We start from the raw sequence: 17,239 nt of genomic DNA, 5'->3' as shown, positions 1-17,239 counted from the left end.
AATACTTACAAATGGTATCCAAAAGAAGCCTTCGCTGTTTTTTTAAGGTTCGTCAAACTTTTTTCATCAACACCCTTGCCAAATAGAAAAAACTGTTTATTCTTTTACCTGAAGATATCCTTTATTAACCCAAGGGGATCTTAAGTTCCAAATAGTTTACACTATTATATGAAAGGAGCCTGTTATGAAAGACAGAGCTGTCAGGCAGCACGAGGAATTGAAAGTGAGACGAAAACTGAATAAACAATATAATAGTTGCATCGAGGGTCTTTCCAGTGATGCAAGGCACACGGTCGAGGGAAATGCTGAAAAGCTTAAAAAAGTGTGTGCCTCGCCCTATTCCGAGGATCATGACCGGAAGATGGGCAAAAAAACCATTCAGGAACTCAAACATGACATCACCATGAGAGAACAGCTTGGCTAAATTTCCCCTGTAACTCTACCCCCCCCCCGGATTGCCGTCCGGGGGGGTTTTTATTTTCTTTAGTTCAACCCCAAGATTCAAATCCAGGCTCAACGCCCTGAGCAAATCCAAAGACTACCGTTCTCAATGCATCTGGTTCACTTTCAAGGCAAGGTCCATGCGATCCCTGCATCCGGTTTTGCCATAAATATTGGTCAGATGGGCCTTGACCGTTCTAAGGGAGACAAACATCTTGTCTGCAATCTCCTGGTTGGAGAATCCCTTTGCAATGAGCTGGGCCACTTCTTTTTCCCGCTTGCTGATTTTTGTCCAAAAGGCCAGACGTTCTTTGTCAGATTCCGGATGTCCAGGAACTGCCATATTCTGGATAAATTTATTTAAAATAAACGGGATGAGCCATAATTGTCCGGCAGATACCGATGCAACGGTCTGGCGAAAATTTTCCAGCAGCATGTATTTATTGCCATATCCCCTGATGCCGAACTGCATCAGGCGAACCGCCTCTTCATAGGCAGGTACATTTGACAGCGCAATGCAAGGACAGGTCAACAAGGGCATTTTTTCAGGAAACAGCCCCATATTCTCAAACCCGGGTTCAAGATCAATGACCACCATTTCCTTGCCTGTTTGAATTCCTTTGTCGGCAATCAAGGCGGCATCATTGATCATTGTAACCTCCTCCTGCGGATCTCCTGAACAAATTTTAGATCACCCGTACAGATAAACATGGGTCTCCTTTGGCTTCAGTTCTCGCTATTTCTCCCTGAACGCATTGTATTTGGCACGCAAAATAGGTTTCATTATATATTGAAGAATGGTTTTCTTTCCTGTGATAATGTCCGCCTGAACCGTCATGCCCACAATAATTTCTTTTTTATTATCCTCTGTGCCCAGATAATTTTTATCGGTTTTAATATTCACCAGATAAAACTCTTCTTGAAAGGCCGGATCCAGGATGGTGTCTGCGGAGATATGGTCCACTTTACCCTCAAGGCTGCCGTAAATGGCAAAATCATAGGCGGTAATCTTCAAGACCGCATCCTGGCCAAGGTATAAAAAGGCAATATCCGAAGGCTTTACCTTGGCTTCAACCAAAAGCTTGTCATCCGTGGGCACGATTTCAAGAATATCCATACCCGGCGAGACAACCCCGCCCTCAGTATTGATTAATAACTGCTTTACCGTCCCGTTGACAGGAGATCTCACATGGGTTCTGTTCACCCGGTCCTCCAAAGCCACCCGACTGCTCTGGAGCCGTTCAAGCTCACCCACCACCTTGCTCAATTCTGCCTGGGCAGCCAGGGCATGTTCGGCCCGAAGGTCCTGAATCTGGTTTTGAACTTCTGAAATCTGGGACTTGGACGAGGAAACCGCATTGATCTCAGCAACAAGCTCCCTTTGATTCTCAACCACCTTTTGCTTGACCTGGATATATTCAAGTTCTGAAACCAGGTTTTTCTTGAACAAAGGCTCTGTCAGGTCCATCTCCCTTTGGATCATATCCTTGCTCAACTTGAGCTGACGGATGCTCTGGGTGGCCTTTTCAAGGCTGATCTTTCTCTGGCGCAGCCGCTGCTTGAGCACAACCACTTCAGATTTAAGCTTTTTCTGATTGGCCAGATAAAGTTTTCTTTCTTCGTTCACGATGCTCGGATAGTTAGACTCAAGATTTTCTTCCACGTTAAAAGGCTTGCCTGCGGCCTCAGCATTGAGCCGGCGGCTTCTTGCACGAAGCTCAACAATCCGTATATTGCTCTCTTCAAAGGAAGAGCCGGCTCCGGTGTCGTCGATGATGACAAGAACCTGACCCTTTTTAACCGCATCCCCCTCATTGACAAGAATGTCCTCCACAATCCCGCCTTCAAGATTCTGGATCACCTGGATTTTATAGGAAGGAATGACCCGGCCGAATCCCCGGGTCATTTCGTCAATTTCCGCAAAATTTGCCCAGACAAGACAGGCCCCCACAAAAAAAACAATAATATAGAGGACAATGGTCATATTTACCGGACTTTTTTCAACCACAGCACCGTTCAGGCTGTTCATGAATTGAATATCCCTGGCTGAGTACACGTTTTTTTTCATTTTTTCGCTGTTCCCCCAAGTTGTTTGAGCACCTCTTTTTTCGGACCGTCCAACACAATTCTACCATTTTCCATGACAATGAACCGGTCAACAATGTTCACCATTGAGGGCTTATGGGTGATGATAATCGTTGTTTTTCCTTTGGTCGCAGCATCCAGATTTTTCACCACCTGGGATTCAGAGGCATAATCCATGGCATTGGTGGGTTCATCCAAAAGAATAATGGGGCTGGGGTGGATAAAGGCCCTGGCAATGCCGATGCACTGGCGCTGCCCCCCTGAAAGCCTGGATCCCCGTTCTCCCACCTGAAGGTCAAGCCCTTTGGGATGTTTGTCTGAAAAATGATTCACCAGCCCGATGGCAGCCGCTTTGATCACGGTCTCATCTTCTGTGTGTGGGGCTTTGAACACGATGTTCTCCCTTGCCGTGCCAGAAAAAAGAGATACATCCTGGGGCACATAACTTAAATTATGACGCAGATCAGCAGGATCAATCTGCTGAATGTCAATGCCGTCGACAAAAATACTGCCCTTGGCCAGATCGTAAAAGTTAAGCAGCAATTTACCAAGAGTGGTTTTACCCGAGCCCACGGGGCCTATGATTCCCACCCGTTCTCCAGGTTTTATCTTGATATTGACATCATTAATGGCTGGATTGGTTTCCTCGGGATATGCAAATGCCACATCCTTGAATTCAATCTCCCCTTTGAACACCGGACATCTCACAAACAATTTATGCTCGGGCCGTTCCACATCCCGGTTCATCAGCTCGGTGAGATATCTTAAACTGGCAGCCATCTGCTGGAAGGTGGTAACAAGGGAAACCACCTGGGACATTGGGGCGATGGTCCTGCCCGAGAGAATGTTCACGGCAATCAGACCGCCCATGCTCAACTCCCCTTTCTTGATGAGAAAGACACCGATCACCACCACGGCCACAGAAGAAACCTGGGATAAAAAAGCCACAATGGTTGTCAAAGAGGTGGACAATACCCTGGATTTAATACTTCGTTCGGCAATATCGCCTGTGCTCTCCTCCAAGAACCACTGGATGGAACTGGATGCGTTAAAGGCCTTAATGGTTTCAAGGTTGGACAAGGATTCCACTAGAATCCCGTTTCTTCTGGCAACCGCCTCCTGGGTGACGTCAATCACCTTTTTTAAGGGACCTCTCATGATAATGCTGTAAATTAAAATCAAACAAATGGCAGTCAAAGGGGCAATGACCAAAAGAGGGTGGATGGTGTAAATCACCAAAAGAAAAATCACGGCAAAGGGAAGCTCGATAAATGCGGTGATCACGCTTGAGGACAAAAACGAACGGATGGTATCAAAATCTTTGATATTATTGGCAAAGGCCCCGACTGAGTTGGGTTTGTCTTTGATTTTCATATTCATGCACTGCTCAAACAACACCGAAGAAAGAATCACATCGGATTTTTTGGCAGCCACTTCAAGAAAATAAGTCCTTAAAAATTTAAGGAGAATATCAAAGAGATAAACCACACCAATACCGATGGTGAGCATCCACAAGGTATCAATGGCATTGTGGGGAATCACCCGGTCATACACGCTCATGGTGAACATGGGACCTGCGATGACAAAAAGATTAATAAAAAGACTTGCCACCAGCACGTTACCGTAAATACCCTTGAACCTGAGCAGGGTTGAAAAAACCATCTTTTCTTATCCCGTTCCTTGGCCGTAAACTCTTCCACCCGTTTGCCCAGATAATCTTTTTTAAGGAAAAAAGAAAATCCGAGATATTGGTCTTCTAAAGTATCAATATCCACAGATGTGGGGGTCTCATCCACTTCAGGGCAGATGATCTCCGCTTTTTGGGTTACATGGTCTATGGCCGTAAGAATACAGGCGCCATCGTCCTTTACCAGAAGAATGGCCGGCAGGACCACAGCGGGAATATCCTTTAATTTGCGTTTAAACAGGCTGGATTTGAATCCGGCATTTTGAGATGCCCGGGAAAAATTTGCCTTTGAATTTCCAATGGAAAACAATCGATTCTTATCTGTTTTCGGATCAAAAGGAAGTCCGCTGACAAGTGCTTCCGGGCTTACCGGCTGGTTCTCAAGCTTTGTCAGGGTCGCTAGGCAGAGCAGCAGGGGATCATTTTTTTTTATCCGTCATGTCTCTCCAAAGGTTGAATCTGGGCCACCTGTCGTCCCTGGAAATACTGGATACCTGCGGCTTTCAGATCATCAAGCTGGTTTGAGGTTTCGATTTTAGTACCAATCAGTTTTATATTCAGACTCTCTGTAATACTTTGAAGCATGGTTAAGGTTATTTTGAATTTTGCCTGATCCCTATAGTCATAAAGATAGGCATAATCCACCTTGATATAATCAGGGGTGAGCTGCTGGAGCATGGCCAAAGAGTCATCATTGATGGTAAAATTATCAATGCCAAAACTAAACCCCATGCCCCTGACAAGACCTGCAAAATCCAGGGAAATTTCAGGATACCGGATCAGAACCGCTTCTGACATTTCAAATGCCAAATGGGCTGACAGACTTTTTTGGGCAGAAAGAAAATTTCTGGCCCAGATAAAAGAATTCCGGTCCTGGATAAAATCCGCGCTGACATTCACGCCAAAGGCATCCTCAACGGGTTTTTGCTTTTTTCCCCAATCAATCGGGCAACCTGTGTCATCACATGCTGGTCTATGGTCCGTGCAAGCCCAAGCTCCATTGCCATGGGCATAAAAAAACCAGCGCTTTTCACAATACCATGATCGGGCGCATTCCTATTTTCCCGGTTTTAAAAAGGCCTGTCTTTTAGAGCAAAAAGAATGATATCCTCTGTTACGCTGAAATGAACATAAATGGATTGTGCTAATGAAGAAAGCTGAAGATTGTAATACTGTTGATGAAGTCCTTGCATGCCTCAAAGAACTGGAAGAAGATCCAAATCGCTTGGTTCGTAACGCTAACGAATTAGAACAGATGGAGCAGGAAATCCTTGAGTATACAAATCGGATAAGCGCCTTTTTTTTAAAAAAAAGATCCAGGCCTCAGTAGATTCCTCTGAACAGGTCGACCAAGAAAAAGAATTGATGTCCAATTGGCCGGGACGGATGAAAAGCGAAGGGCTTGAGACCGTTTGGATTCAGCTTTGTACAGATAGTTCGGTTGATATTCATGTTCGATACTATCGAAGGTCCTGTGACCGCCGAAAAGGAAAAAGATATAAAGGTGCATACGCTGGCTTAATCCTTCTTGGAATCCATGATCGCTGCTCGCCTGCTTTGGCTTCTATGGTGAGTTCTTGGTCAGCCTTATTAAGTTCTTTTGAAGAAGTCCGTCAAGTGCTTTGTGACCGTGGGATGACGTTGGGTATAAAGGTCATCCGTAAACTGACCTATCGGTACGCAGAGCGGGCTCGAGCCGAACAACAAGCGGGCCGAATCCCATTAAATGATAGAGATTTACTTGAAGGGCGGCGAGTCGTTATCAGCACTGATGGTGGCCGCACTCGGCTCAGAGAGAAGAAAAGGGGACCAAAAACCCAAAAGGATAGAACCCGATTTCGTGGGGCATGGCGAGAACCCAAGCTTTTGATCATTTATGTAGTGGACGCCCATGGAAAACAAGAAAAAAGCTTTTCACCATTTATTGATGGCTGTTTCAATGGACCGGATGGTGTATTCCACTTGTTAAAGGGTTATTTGAACTCCCTTCATATTCAGAACTCAGACAAAATACTGTTTGTTGCAGATGGGGCACATTGGATTTGGAATCGAATCCCCGGACTGCTAAAAGCATTGGGTTTGGCTCCTGAGCGTGTGTATGAACTTCTCGATTTCTACCATGCAGTTGAGCATCTGGGTACAGTAGCAGGCTTAAGGAAGACCTGGTCATCCAAGGAACGCAAACGCTGGGTATCGAAGCAGCGAGGTCTTCTGCTGAAGGGAAAGGCGATTGAGGTGGTACAGGCCGTCCAGAAGCTTTGTAGAGGCAGAAACAGTAAGGCTATCAAGACGGAACGGGATTATTTTGTGCGCAATGAACTGAGGCTTAATTTCTCAACTGTAAAAGCGTTGAACTTACCTATTGGCAGCGGTGCTATTGAAAGTTCGATTCGGAGAGTCGTGAATTTACGTCTTAAAGGTCCATGCATCTTTTGGTATCGGGAGAATGCAGAAAAAATGATTATGCTGCGATCATTTTATAAAGCAGGGCGTTGGAACTGCCTGAAGCAGATGGCAAACATGCACAATCCAGTGCCAGCGGTATAACCGGGAAAATGGGAATGCGCCCCCATGATCATCTTTCATGGCAATAAAAATTTCACGGTAAAAGGTTTGCTCTTCCAAGGTCAACACCGGCTGGCAGGAAAAAACAATATTATTGGAATCAATGGCTGTCTCGATCAGGGTTTTCCACTCTCCCCTGCCCAAAAGGGTATCTGTCTTTTCCTTGAAATGGACCGGGGTATTGTCCTGGCTGTTTTTGGCCAGGATCATGGAATAATCGAGTTTGGAAAAAATGGTGGAGGTATTGTCTTCGTAAGTATAGGAGGCAACACTTGCATAAACCTGGAGATAGTCTTCGAGTACCGTTCCTTTCTTGATCAATTTTAAAAGATCTTTTAAAATTGATTCAGCCATATCCATGGCGTTCTCAGGTAAAATACAGGGAAGAATCAACCCAAATTCCGTCTCTTTAATACAGGTGACCACCCGGCCTTCAATTTTCTGGGTTTTATCCTTTAAAATACCGGCCGCCTCTTTTATAAAGGCTTCTGAAACCCCGTAGCCTTCGACCTCTTTCAACTGTGGCAACCCCTCAATCGTCAGCAGAATCACTTCGCCTTTTGAGACCGCTGCCTGGGATTCCAAGTTGGCCTGCATCATGCGGACAAAATATGCCTTGTTGTAAAGGCCTGAGACCATGTCCTTAAACCTGAGCAGCTTGGCTTCCTTAATGGTCTCAATGGATCTGGCGTAATTATTTTGAACGGGTTCCACCATCTTGTTCATCTGAAGAACCACTTGCTTTAATTCAACGGTGGACGGGATGTGGGGATTGATAATGAATTTATTTTCTCCAATGGCCTGGGCCTGCTCACGGATCCGGTCCAATGATTTGAGCATCAGCTTGAGCATCAAGCTGGACACCAGGATACACCCTGTCCACAGAATAAAAAAGGAAAAACTCAGGCTTTTAAAAATTCCCCACATTCTCAGACAGGCCTCTCCGGTATGTCCCTGGACCTCAAGACTGCCAAAGATATTCCACCCGTTGAAAACCACGGCTTTGGCAACCGGGGCCTCAAGATTGATAAACCCGATAAAAAAATCAGGCACCCCTTCAATCACAAGGGTTTCTTCTTTTCCGTAAACCTGTTTATCATCTATATCCTTGAGGGTGATCCGCTGAAAATGCCCGCCGTCAAACATGGCGTTAATGGTGGTTTCCATCAAAAACACATCATCACTGACATCCCCAAGAGAAAGGGACAGGGAGTTGACTGAATTTTTGGCCCGCTGGTAAAGGTCATTTTGAACAAAGCTTTTGGACACATTAAAGTTAATGCTGAACACAATGACCAAAACCAAGGAAAGCAAGGCCGTGATAAACATCATGATCTGTTTGAATAAAGTCATTTTATTAGCCCCTGTATATTTCAAGATCAATGGATCTAAGCTTTTGAAGGTTCTTCACTTTGGAAGGGTCAACCCTTTTTCCAAGGCCTTTTTGTTTTTGCAAAAAAAGATCTTGACCTGTAAAACTATAGACCGGGATCAAATCTTTTCTCTGGGTGGCAGGAAGAATTCGTTTGTCATAATTATCAAGGATCAGGGGAACCGCTTTTCTGTCCGTATAATATGAGACCACCATATGTGCGGCTTCGGAAAACCCCTTGGCCCTGACATAGGTCATAAATAATCTTTCCTGGGGAACCCCTAGCTGAGTCAGGGTTAAATATTTGGCCACGGCATAATCCTCACAATCCCCCATGCCTTTGCCCAAAAATTCAAGGCGTGAGGCCCAATAATAGCTTTTTCCCCAATTCTTCCGGTCCGTTCTGTAGGGGATCTGGTTGAAAAACCGGTTAACCGCTGCAAGTTTTTCTTCATCGGGATCGTTTTGACGGGCGTCCATGAGGGATAAAAGGGCGTTCAGGCGTTTAACAGCCCGTGGGCCGTAATTTTGTTCATATTTACTGAGTTGGGCTTGCTTGACATAGAACCGGTGGGAGGCGCCCACAATCATCTGGGCAAATAAAAACAGAACAAAAACAGAACAAAAAATCCGGATCTTATGCATATGACCGCCCTTAGACCCGTATCTTTGCCTGAATATTCCATGTGCAGAGAAATTTTTCTGCTGCCTTATTTTGGTTCATCAGAAAATCGCGTACCTGGACTGAGAAACATCACTGGGAAGGCAATAACACAGTAAGGATTTTTATGCTTGAAATGATGGTGTGAACATGATCATGTTCTAATTTTTTTCAGTAGTGTCCGGTTAGGTTGTTGCATATAAAAAGCATCTAAAATCATTGAAAAAACAGTCTGTTTTGTGTTGACAAATGTGCGTAAAAATTTTTGTGCGCCTTGAAAACTTAACTCAAGGAGCTCAAATGACGCATATCTCAGTCCCTAAAAAACAACTACGGTCCCTGAACTTTGACAATTTCAGGTGCCCTCTGATAAAGTCACTTTCAAAAGCACCGGAATTACAATCTCGAGGAGACCGCCCTTTAAAAATGACATTCGAAGACCAGATAAATGCTTTGGTTTATTTCCATCTTCAGGAGCACAAGTCTGCCCGACATTTAATTCAGGATCTCAAGGAGAATGTTTTTGCTAAAGAAAATATTGCGCCAGACGGTGGTATCAGCCGTAGTAGTTTCTGTGAAGCCATCAATCACAGGGGACTCGAACAACTGCAATTTATCTTTGAGGATCTTTATAAACAGGCTCTTGAGTGTCATCCGGGTGAACACGCCGAGTTAGGAGAGTTGGTTTCCATTGACGGTAGTCTCATAAATGCAGTCCTTTCAATGCACTGGGCGAACTACAGAAAAGGAAGTAAAAAAGCCAAAGTACATTGCGGATTTGACATTAATCACGGAATCCCAAACAAAATCTTTTTGACTGAAGGCAACGGCGCTGAACGCACCTTTGTTCCCAAAATACTTTCCAAGGGGCAAACAGGTGTTATGGATCGTGGATATCAATCCCATAAAGAATTTGACCTGCTTCAGGAGCAAGGCAAACATTTTGTCTGCCGTATAAAAACCAGGACAACAAGAACAATTATTGATAACCACGAGACCCCTTCCGACAGCTACATTTTTTATGATGCACTGGTTAAACTTGGTACTCCGAATCAAAACCAGACGAAAAGGCCTGTTCGGGTTGTTGGCTATAAAATTGCTGGCGTCAAATACTATGTGGCAACTGACAGGCATGATTTAACAGCGGAACAAATAGCAACAATTTATAAACTCCGGTGGACCATTGAGGATTTTTTCAAATGGTGGAAAGAACATCTGAAGGTATATCATCTCATTGCCCGCAGTGAATACGGCCTTATGGTTCAGATTCTTGGCGGCCTTATCACTTACCTGTTACTGGCAATCCATTGCCAAAAACAGTTTAATGAAAAGGTCACGATCAAAAGAGTTCGGCAGCTGCGAACCGCCATTCTAAATGACCTGTTTGGCTGCGAGGAGCAGGGCTCTCATAGTTCAAACAGGGACAATATTGTCAAAGATCAAAAAATTATTGAGCAAGCAAAAACCTAACCGGACATCACTGAATTTTTTTGTGTTATTCGCACAAAATCGGAGAATGAATTAATGTCCACAAGCTTCATATACCATGCCTTTGGCCTTCGTGACTACTTTTATAAAACAACGCGTTTCATCGGTGGAATAATCACTTTTGAACTCATACCAAAACCGGAGGCGGTAAAATGCCCGGAATGTAATTCCAGGTCCGTCACCAGGAAAGGGATTGTGACAAGAGATCTCAGAACAATACCGGTAGGTTCAAAACCCGTGATTCTCAGGACGGCTATCCAGAGAATTTGGTGTTCGTTCTGTCAATTTGTCCGGCAAATCAAACTATCCTTTGCCCAGGAGGGGAAAAGCTATACCCGGGCTTTTGAACGGTATGTCTTGGAGTTGTCTCAGTTCATGACAATCAAAGATATTGCCATCCATTTAAGGATCAGCTGGGATACGATAAAGCAGATCCAGAAAGAAGACCTGCTGAGGCGTTATCGAAATATCCCCCTTGAGAAAGTCCGGCAGATTGCCATAGATGAAATTTCCATAGGGAAAGGGCATAAATACTTGACCATCGTGATGGATCTGGAATCCGGTAGAATTCTGCACGTGGGAGAAGGAAAAGGTGGTGAAGCTTTGAAATCTTTTTGGACAAAAGTGAAAATATCGAAAGCAAAAATCAAAGCCGTCAGCATCGATATGTCCCCGGCATACTTGAGTGCTGTTATTGAAAATCTTTCTGGTTCAGCAATTGTCTTTGACAGATTTCATGTTGTTAAATTGTTCAATGAGAAACTGTCGGATTTCAGGCGAAAGCTCTACAACCTTCTTGCCAATACCGGGCAACAAAAACTTCTGAAGGGAGTCCGGTGGCTTTTGTTAAAAAATCCCGAAAACCTCAGTGATGACAAGAAGGAGGCCCAACGGTTAGAAGAAGCATTGAAAATAAATCAGCCGCTATTGGTAGTCTACTACATGAAAGAGGAACTCAGGCAAATATGGAATCAAAAGAAAAAAGAAACAGCTGAAAAGATAGTCAGCAATTGGATCAATCTGGCCAATATTTCCAAAATTCCAATGTTGATGAAATTTGCCAAGACCTTGGCTGTGCACAGGCAAAGAATCCTTTCATACTATGATTACAGGATATCTACAGGTCCTTTAGAAGGGACAAATAACAAGATAAAAACCATGAAACGGAAAGCTTATGGATACAGGGATTCGGAGTTTTTCAGGTTGAAACTTTTGGACCTTCACAATAAAAGGTACGCATTAATCGGATGAACCCTTATTTTCATAGGTATGCAGGGTATGTCTCCGGGGCCTTAAAAAGGCCCTGGAGACAAAAGGTCTTAGTTTTCGATATAAGGTTTAAGCTCCTTGGGTATTTCATAACCGGATTCAGAAGGATCAATCTCACTGCATCCAAACGCTTCAAGTTCAGCACCCTCGGGGGTGTTGTCGCATTGATCAGCGCAGTCATCCTGGGCATCGGCATCAACATCAACCACGATGCCTTCAACGTCAAGCTCTTTTGCAAGCTCATCACAGGAATAGATATCAAAGGCCTCTGCTTCTGTCAGACCGACTTTTTCAGACAGGTCCGTATCAAATTCAACCAGCAGGGAACCAATGGCCTGAACCGTTCTATAATAGGCCACCAGGTATGAGTAGTTGGAAGCAATCATTGAAGACTGGGCATTATAATATTCGATCTCCATATCCAGGATCTCAAGCAGATCACGTTTGCCGGCATGGAACTCTTCAACAAACTCATCAAGGGTCTTCTTGCTCAAACGGACATGCTCGGCAAGAAAGTCTTTTTTACTTTTCTCGGCAACCTGAATATTCCAGGCCAGACGAACGATTTCATTGACATTCCGTCTTTCATCATAGGCTTTCTGGTATTCCTGGAGCATACGTTTGTAATTTTTCTCAGTTTCGCCATACCTTGCACCACCATCGTAGAGAAGGTAGTTCAGCTGAAGGGCAGCACCCAGATCCTTGGTCTCTCCTCTTTCGCCGCCGATATCTTTTCTGAAACCACCACTGACAAGCAGGTCAAGAGAGGGCCAAAACGCAGCTTTTGCCCGTTCTCTGGAAAACTTGCGTACAATGATGTTATACCTTGCCACCCGCAATGCAGGATGGTTTCCAAAGGCAAGGTCCACAACTTCCTGAACATTTTCAGGAAGGACAAATTTTGTTTCAGGAAGAACGAACTGTTCCGGGGTGAGTATCCGGCCGTAAAGACGATGAAATTTTGTCAACGCCTGATTCAGGTCCTGCTGGCGGGAAATAAAATTTCCACGGGACAGGGAAAGCCTTGACTCGGCATTGGTCAAATCAGAGACCCGGCCAAATCCGGACTCGGAACGTTCCTTGATCTGTTTGAGAATTCTTGCCTGGGTCAGCACGTTTTTCTCTGCAATCGCAACCTGCTCCCTGGCGTTTAATACATTGACATAGGCTTCAGCCACATTCAAAAAAACCGTATTGGCCGTATTCAAAACATCATAGGCCGCAGACTTGATCCTGGCTTCGGTTTCATCAACAAATGCTTCTGTGCCAAATCCTTCAAACAGATTCTGACGAACATAAGCGGTTGCTGAATTTTCCCAGAGTTTTTCGGAAATATCATTTGTGGGAACCCCGTTGGTGTACTTGGGACCGGTATATGCTTCAACGCCTACTGTATGCTTCAACGCCTACTGTAGGACGATACCCTTTTCTGGCAATCTTCCTTTCAGCCACAATACTTCCATAGGATTCCATGGATTCTTTAATCTGGGGATTTGTCTTGGCAACAGACATTAATGCATCATCAAGACTGATCCCTTCCATTGCCTGCCCTGAAATCACAGACAACCCCATTACCACCACAGAAATTAATGCAATTTTAAAAACTTTTGACAGACGACTCATCATCCCCTCTTTTTACTTAAAAGAACTGAACTGATCCTGAACCCCTGCGTCTTCTTTCAGGATCTGAACAGATCAAAATAAAATATATGATTTAAGATTCACAATAGCTTTATATGACGGCATTGCTATTCATGAGAATTATTTCATTGGGTATGGATTGTCAAATAATTATTGGTCGCAATTGGGAAGAAAATGAAATACTCAAAAAAATTAAGTAAAAAAAAATCCCAAAAGTAGCAAAAAAAGACCCAAAGAATCAGGGAAACCCTTAGAAAAAAGGCAAAACCCCAATTATACCCCCCAGGGTCCATGGACAAAAACAGTAAGAGATTCTTAGAAAAATATAGAAAAACAAAAGAGACTGACCGTGTTGATTTGCCCTGTCATAATTTTGGTTCATCAGAAAATCGCGTACCTGGACTGAGAAACATCACTGGGAAGGCAATAACACAGTAAGGATTTTTATGCTTGAAATGATGGTGTGAACATGATCATGTTCTAATTTTTTTGTGTTATTCGCACAAAATCGGAGAATGAATTAATGTCCACAAGCTTCATATACCATGCCTTTGGCCTTCGTGACTACTTTTATAAAACAACACGTTTCATCGGTGGAATAATCACTTTTGAACTCATACCAAAACCGGAGGCGGTAAAATGCCCGGAATGTAATTCCAGGTCCGTCACCAGGAAAGGGATTGTGACAAGAGATCTCAGAACAATACCGGTAGGTTCAAAACCCGTGATTCTCAGGACGGCTATCCAGAGAATTTGGTGTTCGTTCTGTCAATTTGTCCGGCAAATCAAACTATCCTTTGCCCAGGAGGGGAAAAGCTATACCCGGGCTTTTGAACGGTATGTCTTGGAGTTGTCTCAGTTCATGACAATCAAAGATATTGCCATCCATTTAAGGATCAGCTGGGATACGATAAAGCAGATCCAGAAAGAAGACCTGCTGAGGCGTTATCGAAATATCCCCCTTGAGAAAGTCCGGCAGATTGCCATAGATGAAATTTCCATAGGGAAAGGGCATAAATACTTGACCATCGTGATGGATCTGGAATCCGGTAGAATTCTGCACGTGGGAGAAGGAAAAGGTGGTGAAGCTTTGAAATCTTTTTGGACAAAAGTGAAAATATCGAAAGCAAAAATCAAAGCCGTCAGCATCGATATGTCCCCGGCATACTTGAGTGCTGTTATTGAAAATCTTTCTGGTTCAGCAATTGTCTTTGACAGATTTCATGTTGTTAAATTGTTCAATGAGAAACTGTCGGATTTCAGGCGAAAGCTCTACAACCTTCTTGCCAATACCGGGCAACAAAAACTTCTGAAGGGAGTCCGGTGGCTTTTGTTAAAAAATCCCGAAAACCTCAGTGATGACAAGAAGGAGGCCCAACGGTTAGAAGAAGCATTGAAAATAAATCAGCCGCTATTGGTAGTCTACTACATGAAAGAGGAACTCAGGCAAATATGGAATCAAAAGAAAAAAGAAACAGCTGAAAAGATAGTCAGCAATTGGATCAATCTGGCCAATATTTCCAAAATTCCAATGTTGATGAAATTTGCCAAGACCTTGGCTGTGCACAGGCAAAGAATCCTTTCATACTATGATTACAGGATATCTACAGGTCCTTTAGAAGGGACAAATAACAAGATAAAAACCATGAAACGGAAAGCTTATGGATACAGGGATTCGGAGTTTTTCAGGTTGAAACTTTTGGACCTTCACAATAAAAGGTACGCATTAATCGGATGAACCATAATTTTTAAATTCAAAACCGACAAATATAGGTATTTTTATTTAGATAAATACATAATTATTCAGTAGTGTCCGGTTAGGTTGTTGCATATAAAAAGCATCTAAAATCATTGAAAAAACAGTCTGTTTTGTGTTGACAAATGTGCGTAAAAATTTTTGTGCGCCTTGAAAATTTAACTCAAGGAGCTCAAATGACGCACATCTCAGTCCCTAAAAAACAACTACGGTCCCTGAACTTTGACAATTTCAGGTGCCCTCTGATAAAGTCACTTTCAAAAGCACCGGAATTACAATCTCGAGGAGACCGCCCTTTAAAAATGACATTCGAAGACCAGATAAATGCTTTGGTTTATTTCCATCTTCAGGAGCACAAGTCTGCCCGACATTTAATTCAGGATCTCAAGGAGAATGTTTTTGCTAAAGAAAATATTGCGCCAGACGGTGGTATCAGCCGTAGTAGTTTCTGTGAAGCCATCAATCACAGGGGACTCGAACAACTGCAATTTATCTTTGAGGATCTTTATAAACAGGCTCTTGAGTGTCATCCGGGTGAACACGCCGAGTTAGGAGAGTTGGTTTCCATTGACGGTAGTCTCATAAATGCAGTCCTTTCAATGCACTGGGCGAACTACAGAAAAGGAAGTAAAAAAGCCAAAGTACATTGCGGATTTGACATTAATCACGGAATCCCAAACAAAATCTTTTTGACTGAAGGCAACGGCGCTGAACGCACTTTTGTTCCCAAAATACTTTCCAAGGGGCAAACAGGTGTTATGGATCGTGGATATCAATCCCATAAAGAATTTGACCTGCTTCAGGAGCAAGGCAAACATTTTGTCTGCCGTATAAAAACCAGGACAACAAGAACAATTATTGATAACCACGAGACCCCTTCCGACAGCTACATTTTTTATGATGCACTGGTTAAACTTGGTACTCCGAATCAAAACCAGACGAAAAGGCCTGTTCGGGTTGTTGGCTATAAAATTGCTGGCGTCAAATACTATGTGGCAACTGACAGGCATGATTTAACAGCGGAACAAATATAGCAGAGCAAACAATTACTTGAACAAGGATTTATACAACTTATATTTTCCCCATGAGATATTCATCAGATTTACGCAAACGCGTTATAGATTTTGTAGAAAATGGAGGAAGCAAGACGGAAGCTGCCAGTCAGTTTAATGTATCCCGTGGAAGTGTTCACAACTGGACGTCTGCCGAAGATGGTTTGTCATACAAGAAACCCGGTCCAAAAGGACCACGAAGTTTGGATCTGGAAGCTTTGCGCCTCCATGTGGAGACAAATGATGACATGACACAATCGGAAAGGGCGCAGCATTTCGGAGTATCCCGTGCCTGTATCTGGTATAATATGAAACAACTCGGAATCACTCGAAAAAAAAGATGACGGGATACAGGGAGCGAAGCGACAGCAAAAGAAAGGCATATCTTCGTCTTCGTGAACGTTATGTACGTCGTTGCAAAACGTTTGTTTATGTTGATGAAAGCGGCTTTTCGCCTTATACAACCCGTCGCTATGGATATGCTCTCAAAGGGCAGCGTGTTCATGGTTTGATTGCAGGAACAAAGCACCCTCGAACGTCTTTGATTGCTGCCCGCATCGAATATAGTTTTGAAGAACCATTTTTGTTTCAGGGAACATGCAATGCGGATATCTTTAATGCTTGGATCGAACACCAGTTGAGTCCACATCTGAACGATAATCATGTCGTTGTGATGGATAACGCATCCTTCCACAAGGGCGAAGAAACCAAATATTTGATAGAAAGAACTGGTGCAGCTCTTTTGTTTTTGCCCCCGTATTCACCGGATCTCAATCCGATTGAACACGATTTTGCGGCCCTAAAAACCATCCGTGAATACAATGAAAACGAAACGATTGATGAAATTATCAGGATGTATAAATAATTATCGGCATTGCTATAGCAACAATTTATAAACTCCGGTGGACCATTGAGGATTTTTTCAAATGGTGGAAAGAACATCTGAAGGTATATCATCTCATTGCCCGCAGTGAATACGGCCTTATGGTTCAGATTCTTGGCGGCCTTATCACTTACCTGTTACTGGCAATCCATTGCCAAAAACAGTTTAATGAAAAGGTCACGATCAAAAGAGTTCGGCAGCTGCGAACCGCCATTCTAAATGACCTGTTTGGCTGCGAGGAGCAGGGCTCTCATAGTTCAAACAGGGACAATATTGTCAAAGATCAAAAAATTATTGAGCAAGCAAAAACCTAACCGGACATCACTGATTTTGAGGATT

15 protein-coding genes and 3 pseudogenes are annotated in these 17,239 nt (G+C 43.5%); 11 read left to right on the top strand and 7 right to left on the bottom strand.

The features are described 5' to 3' along the window. Nucleotides 1-184 precede the first annotated feature (184 nt). A complete protein-coding gene (locus tag HUN05_10990; GenBank protein WDP85589.1) occupies nucleotides 185-424 on the top strand; it encodes a hypothetical protein in 240 nt (79 codons plus the stop codon). 123 nt (nucleotides 425-547) lie between these two features. Here the strand turns inward: HUN05_10990 and HUN05_10985 are convergent, their stop codons facing one another. From HUN05_10985 to HUN05_10970, 4 genes and pseudogenes are all read right to left on the bottom strand, one after another. Then, the gene (locus tag HUN05_10985; protein ID WDP85588.1) at nucleotides 548-1,093 is read right to left on the bottom strand and encodes a response regulator transcription factor; all 546 of its coding nucleotides are present in this window, start codon (nucleotides 1,091-1,093) and stop codon (nucleotides 548-550) included. 84 nt (nucleotides 1,094-1,177) lie between these two features. Beyond that, nucleotides 1,178-2,509, bottom strand: coding sequence for an HlyD family type I secretion periplasmic adaptor subunit (locus HUN05_10980; protein ID WDP85587.1), 1,332 nt, complete (start codon nucleotides 2,507-2,509; stop codon nucleotides 1,178-1,180). After that, nucleotides 2,506-4,646: pseudogene (locus HUN05_10975) on the bottom strand (type I secretion system permease/ATPase). Before HUN05_10975 ends, HUN05_10980 begins: the two are co-directional and overlap by 4 nt. Beyond that, nucleotides 4,643-5,113, bottom strand: a complete 471-nt coding sequence (locus HUN05_10970) for an EAL domain-containing protein (GenBank protein WDP85586.1) — start codon at nucleotides 5,111-5,113, stop codon at nucleotides 4,643-4,645. Before HUN05_10970 ends, HUN05_10975 begins: the two are co-directional and overlap by 4 nt. Nucleotides 5,114-5,360: 247 nt before the next feature. Here HUN05_10970 and HUN05_10965 point away from each other — a divergent pair, with 247 nt between their 5' ends. Next, nucleotides 5,361-5,543: a hypothetical protein gene (locus HUN05_10965; protein WDP85585.1), complete on the top strand. Its 183-nt coding sequence runs from the start codon at nucleotides 5,361-5,363 to the stop codon at nucleotides 5,541-5,543. Between the two features lie 56 nt (nucleotides 5,544-5,599). Beyond that, nucleotides 5,600-6,760 carry a hypothetical protein gene (locus tag HUN05_10960; GenBank protein ID WDP85584.1) on the top strand — a complete coding sequence of 387 codons (1,161 nt, stop codon included), beginning with the start codon at nucleotides 5,600-5,602 and terminating at the stop codon, nucleotides 6,758-6,760. On the opposite strand, the gene HUN05_10955 is transcribed toward HUN05_10960, so the two are convergent. Beyond that, nucleotides 6,686-8,131: a diguanylate cyclase gene (locus HUN05_10955; GenBank protein ID WDP85583.1), complete on the bottom strand. Its 1,446-nt coding sequence runs from the start codon at nucleotides 8,129-8,131 to the stop codon at nucleotides 6,686-6,688. The two genes, HUN05_10960 and HUN05_10955, sit on opposite strands and share 75 nt — an antisense overlap. Nucleotides 8,132-8,135: 4 nt before the next feature. Then, entirely contained in the window at nucleotides 8,136-8,795 is a 660-nt protein-coding gene (locus HUN05_10950) for a transglutaminase-like cysteine peptidase (protein WDP85582.1), read from the bottom strand. 316 nt (nucleotides 8,796-9,111) lie between these two features. On the opposite strand from HUN05_10950, the gene HUN05_10945 reads away from it, so the two are divergent. Next, nucleotides 9,112-10,281: an IS4 family transposase gene (locus HUN05_10945; protein ID WDP88028.1), complete on the top strand. Its 1,170-nt coding sequence runs from the start codon at nucleotides 9,112-9,114 to the stop codon at nucleotides 10,279-10,281. 54 nt (nucleotides 10,282-10,335) lie between these two features. Then, nucleotides 10,336-11,550 (top strand): ISL3 family transposase, encoded by a 1,215-nt coding sequence (locus HUN05_10940; GenBank protein ID WDP85581.1) that lies wholly within the window; start codon nucleotides 10,336-10,338, stop codon nucleotides 11,548-11,550. A gap of 68 nt (nucleotides 11,551-11,618) precedes the next feature. Here HUN05_10940 and HUN05_10935 read toward each other — a convergent pair whose 3' ends face one another. After that, entirely contained in the window at nucleotides 11,619-12,971 is a 1,353-nt protein-coding gene (locus tag HUN05_10935) for a TolC family protein (GenBank protein ID WDP85580.1), read from the bottom strand. A 68-nt stretch (nucleotides 12,972-13,039) separates the two neighbouring features. Between HUN05_10935 and HUN05_10930 the strand changes: the two genes are divergently transcribed. From HUN05_10930 to HUN05_10905, 6 genes and pseudogenes are all read left to right on the top strand, one after another. Then, a complete protein-coding gene (locus tag HUN05_10930; GenBank protein ID WDP85579.1) occupies nucleotides 13,040-13,225 on the top strand; it encodes a hypothetical protein in 186 nt (61 codons plus the stop codon). Nucleotides 13,226-13,732: 507 nt separating this feature from the next. After that, nucleotides 13,733-14,947: an ISL3 family transposase gene (locus HUN05_10925; protein ID WDP85578.1), complete on the top strand. Its 1,215-nt coding sequence runs from the start codon at nucleotides 13,733-13,735 to the stop codon at nucleotides 14,945-14,947. A 194-nt stretch (nucleotides 14,948-15,141) separates the two neighbouring features. Then, a pseudogene (locus tag HUN05_10920) lies at nucleotides 15,142-15,996 on the top strand (IS4 family transposase). Nucleotides 15,997-16,049: 53 nt separating this feature from the next. Next, nucleotides 16,050-16,361: a hypothetical protein gene (locus HUN05_10915; protein ID WDP85577.1), complete on the top strand. Its 312-nt coding sequence runs from the start codon at nucleotides 16,050-16,052 to the stop codon at nucleotides 16,359-16,361. Beyond that, nucleotides 16,358-16,882 (top strand): IS630 family transposase, encoded by a 525-nt coding sequence (locus HUN05_10910; GenBank protein ID WDP85576.1) that lies wholly within the window; start codon nucleotides 16,358-16,360, stop codon nucleotides 16,880-16,882. Before HUN05_10915 ends, HUN05_10910 begins: the two co-directional genes overlap by 4 nt. Before the next feature lie 14 nt (nucleotides 16,883-16,896). Continuing rightward, nucleotides 16,897-17,214: pseudogene (locus HUN05_10905) on the top strand (transposase). Nucleotides 17,215-17,239: the final 25 nt, after the last annotated feature.

Source organism: Desulfobacter sp., from assembly GCA_028768545.1.
Lineage (GTDB): Bacteria > Desulfobacterota > Desulfobacteria > Desulfobacterales > Desulfobacteraceae > Desulfobacter.
This window is presented reverse-complemented; position numbering and strand designations above follow the sequence as displayed.

Excerpts from the sequence above, each read along its gene's own strand:
- HUN05_10990 (WDP85589.1), top strand. The coding sequence starts at position 185 with ATGAAAGACAGAGCTGTCAGGCAGCACGAGGAATTGAAAGTGAGACGA.
- HUN05_10985 (WDP85588.1), bottom strand. The coding sequence starts at position 1,093 with ATGATCAATGATGCCGCCTTGATTGCCGACAAAGGAATTCAAACAGGC.
- HUN05_10980 (WDP85587.1), bottom strand. The coding sequence starts at position 2,509 with ATGAAAAAAAACGTGTACTCAGCCAGGGATATTCAATTCATGAACAGC.
- HUN05_10965 (WDP85585.1), top strand. The coding sequence starts at position 5,361 with ATGAAGAAAGCTGAAGATTGTAATACTGTTGATGAAGTCCTTGCATGC.
- HUN05_10960 (WDP85584.1), top strand. The coding sequence starts at position 5,600 with ATGAAAAGCGAAGGGCTTGAGACCGTTTGGATTCAGCTTTGTACAGAT.
- HUN05_10955 (WDP85583.1), bottom strand. The coding sequence starts at position 8,131 with ATGACTTTATTCAAACAGATCATGATGTTTATCACGGCCTTGCTTTCC.
- HUN05_10950 (WDP85582.1), bottom strand. The coding sequence starts at position 8,795 with ATGCATAAGATCCGGATTTTTTGTTCTGTTTTTGTTCTGTTTTTATTT.
- HUN05_10945 (WDP88028.1), top strand. The coding sequence starts at position 9,112 with ATGACGCATATCTCAGTCCCTAAAAAACAACTACGGTCCCTGAACTTT.
- HUN05_10940 (WDP85581.1), top strand. The coding sequence starts at position 10,336 with ATGTCCACAAGCTTCATATACCATGCCTTTGGCCTTCGTGACTACTTT.
- HUN05_10930 (WDP85579.1), top strand. The coding sequence starts at position 13,040 with ATGGATTCTTTAATCTGGGGATTTGTCTTGGCAACAGACATTAATGCA.
- HUN05_10925 (WDP85578.1), top strand. The coding sequence starts at position 13,733 with ATGTCCACAAGCTTCATATACCATGCCTTTGGCCTTCGTGACTACTTT.
- HUN05_10915 (WDP85577.1), top strand. The coding sequence starts at position 16,050 with ATGAGATATTCATCAGATTTACGCAAACGCGTTATAGATTTTGTAGAA.
- HUN05_10910 (WDP85576.1), top strand. The coding sequence starts at position 16,358 with ATGACGGGATACAGGGAGCGAAGCGACAGCAAAAGAAAGGCATATCTT.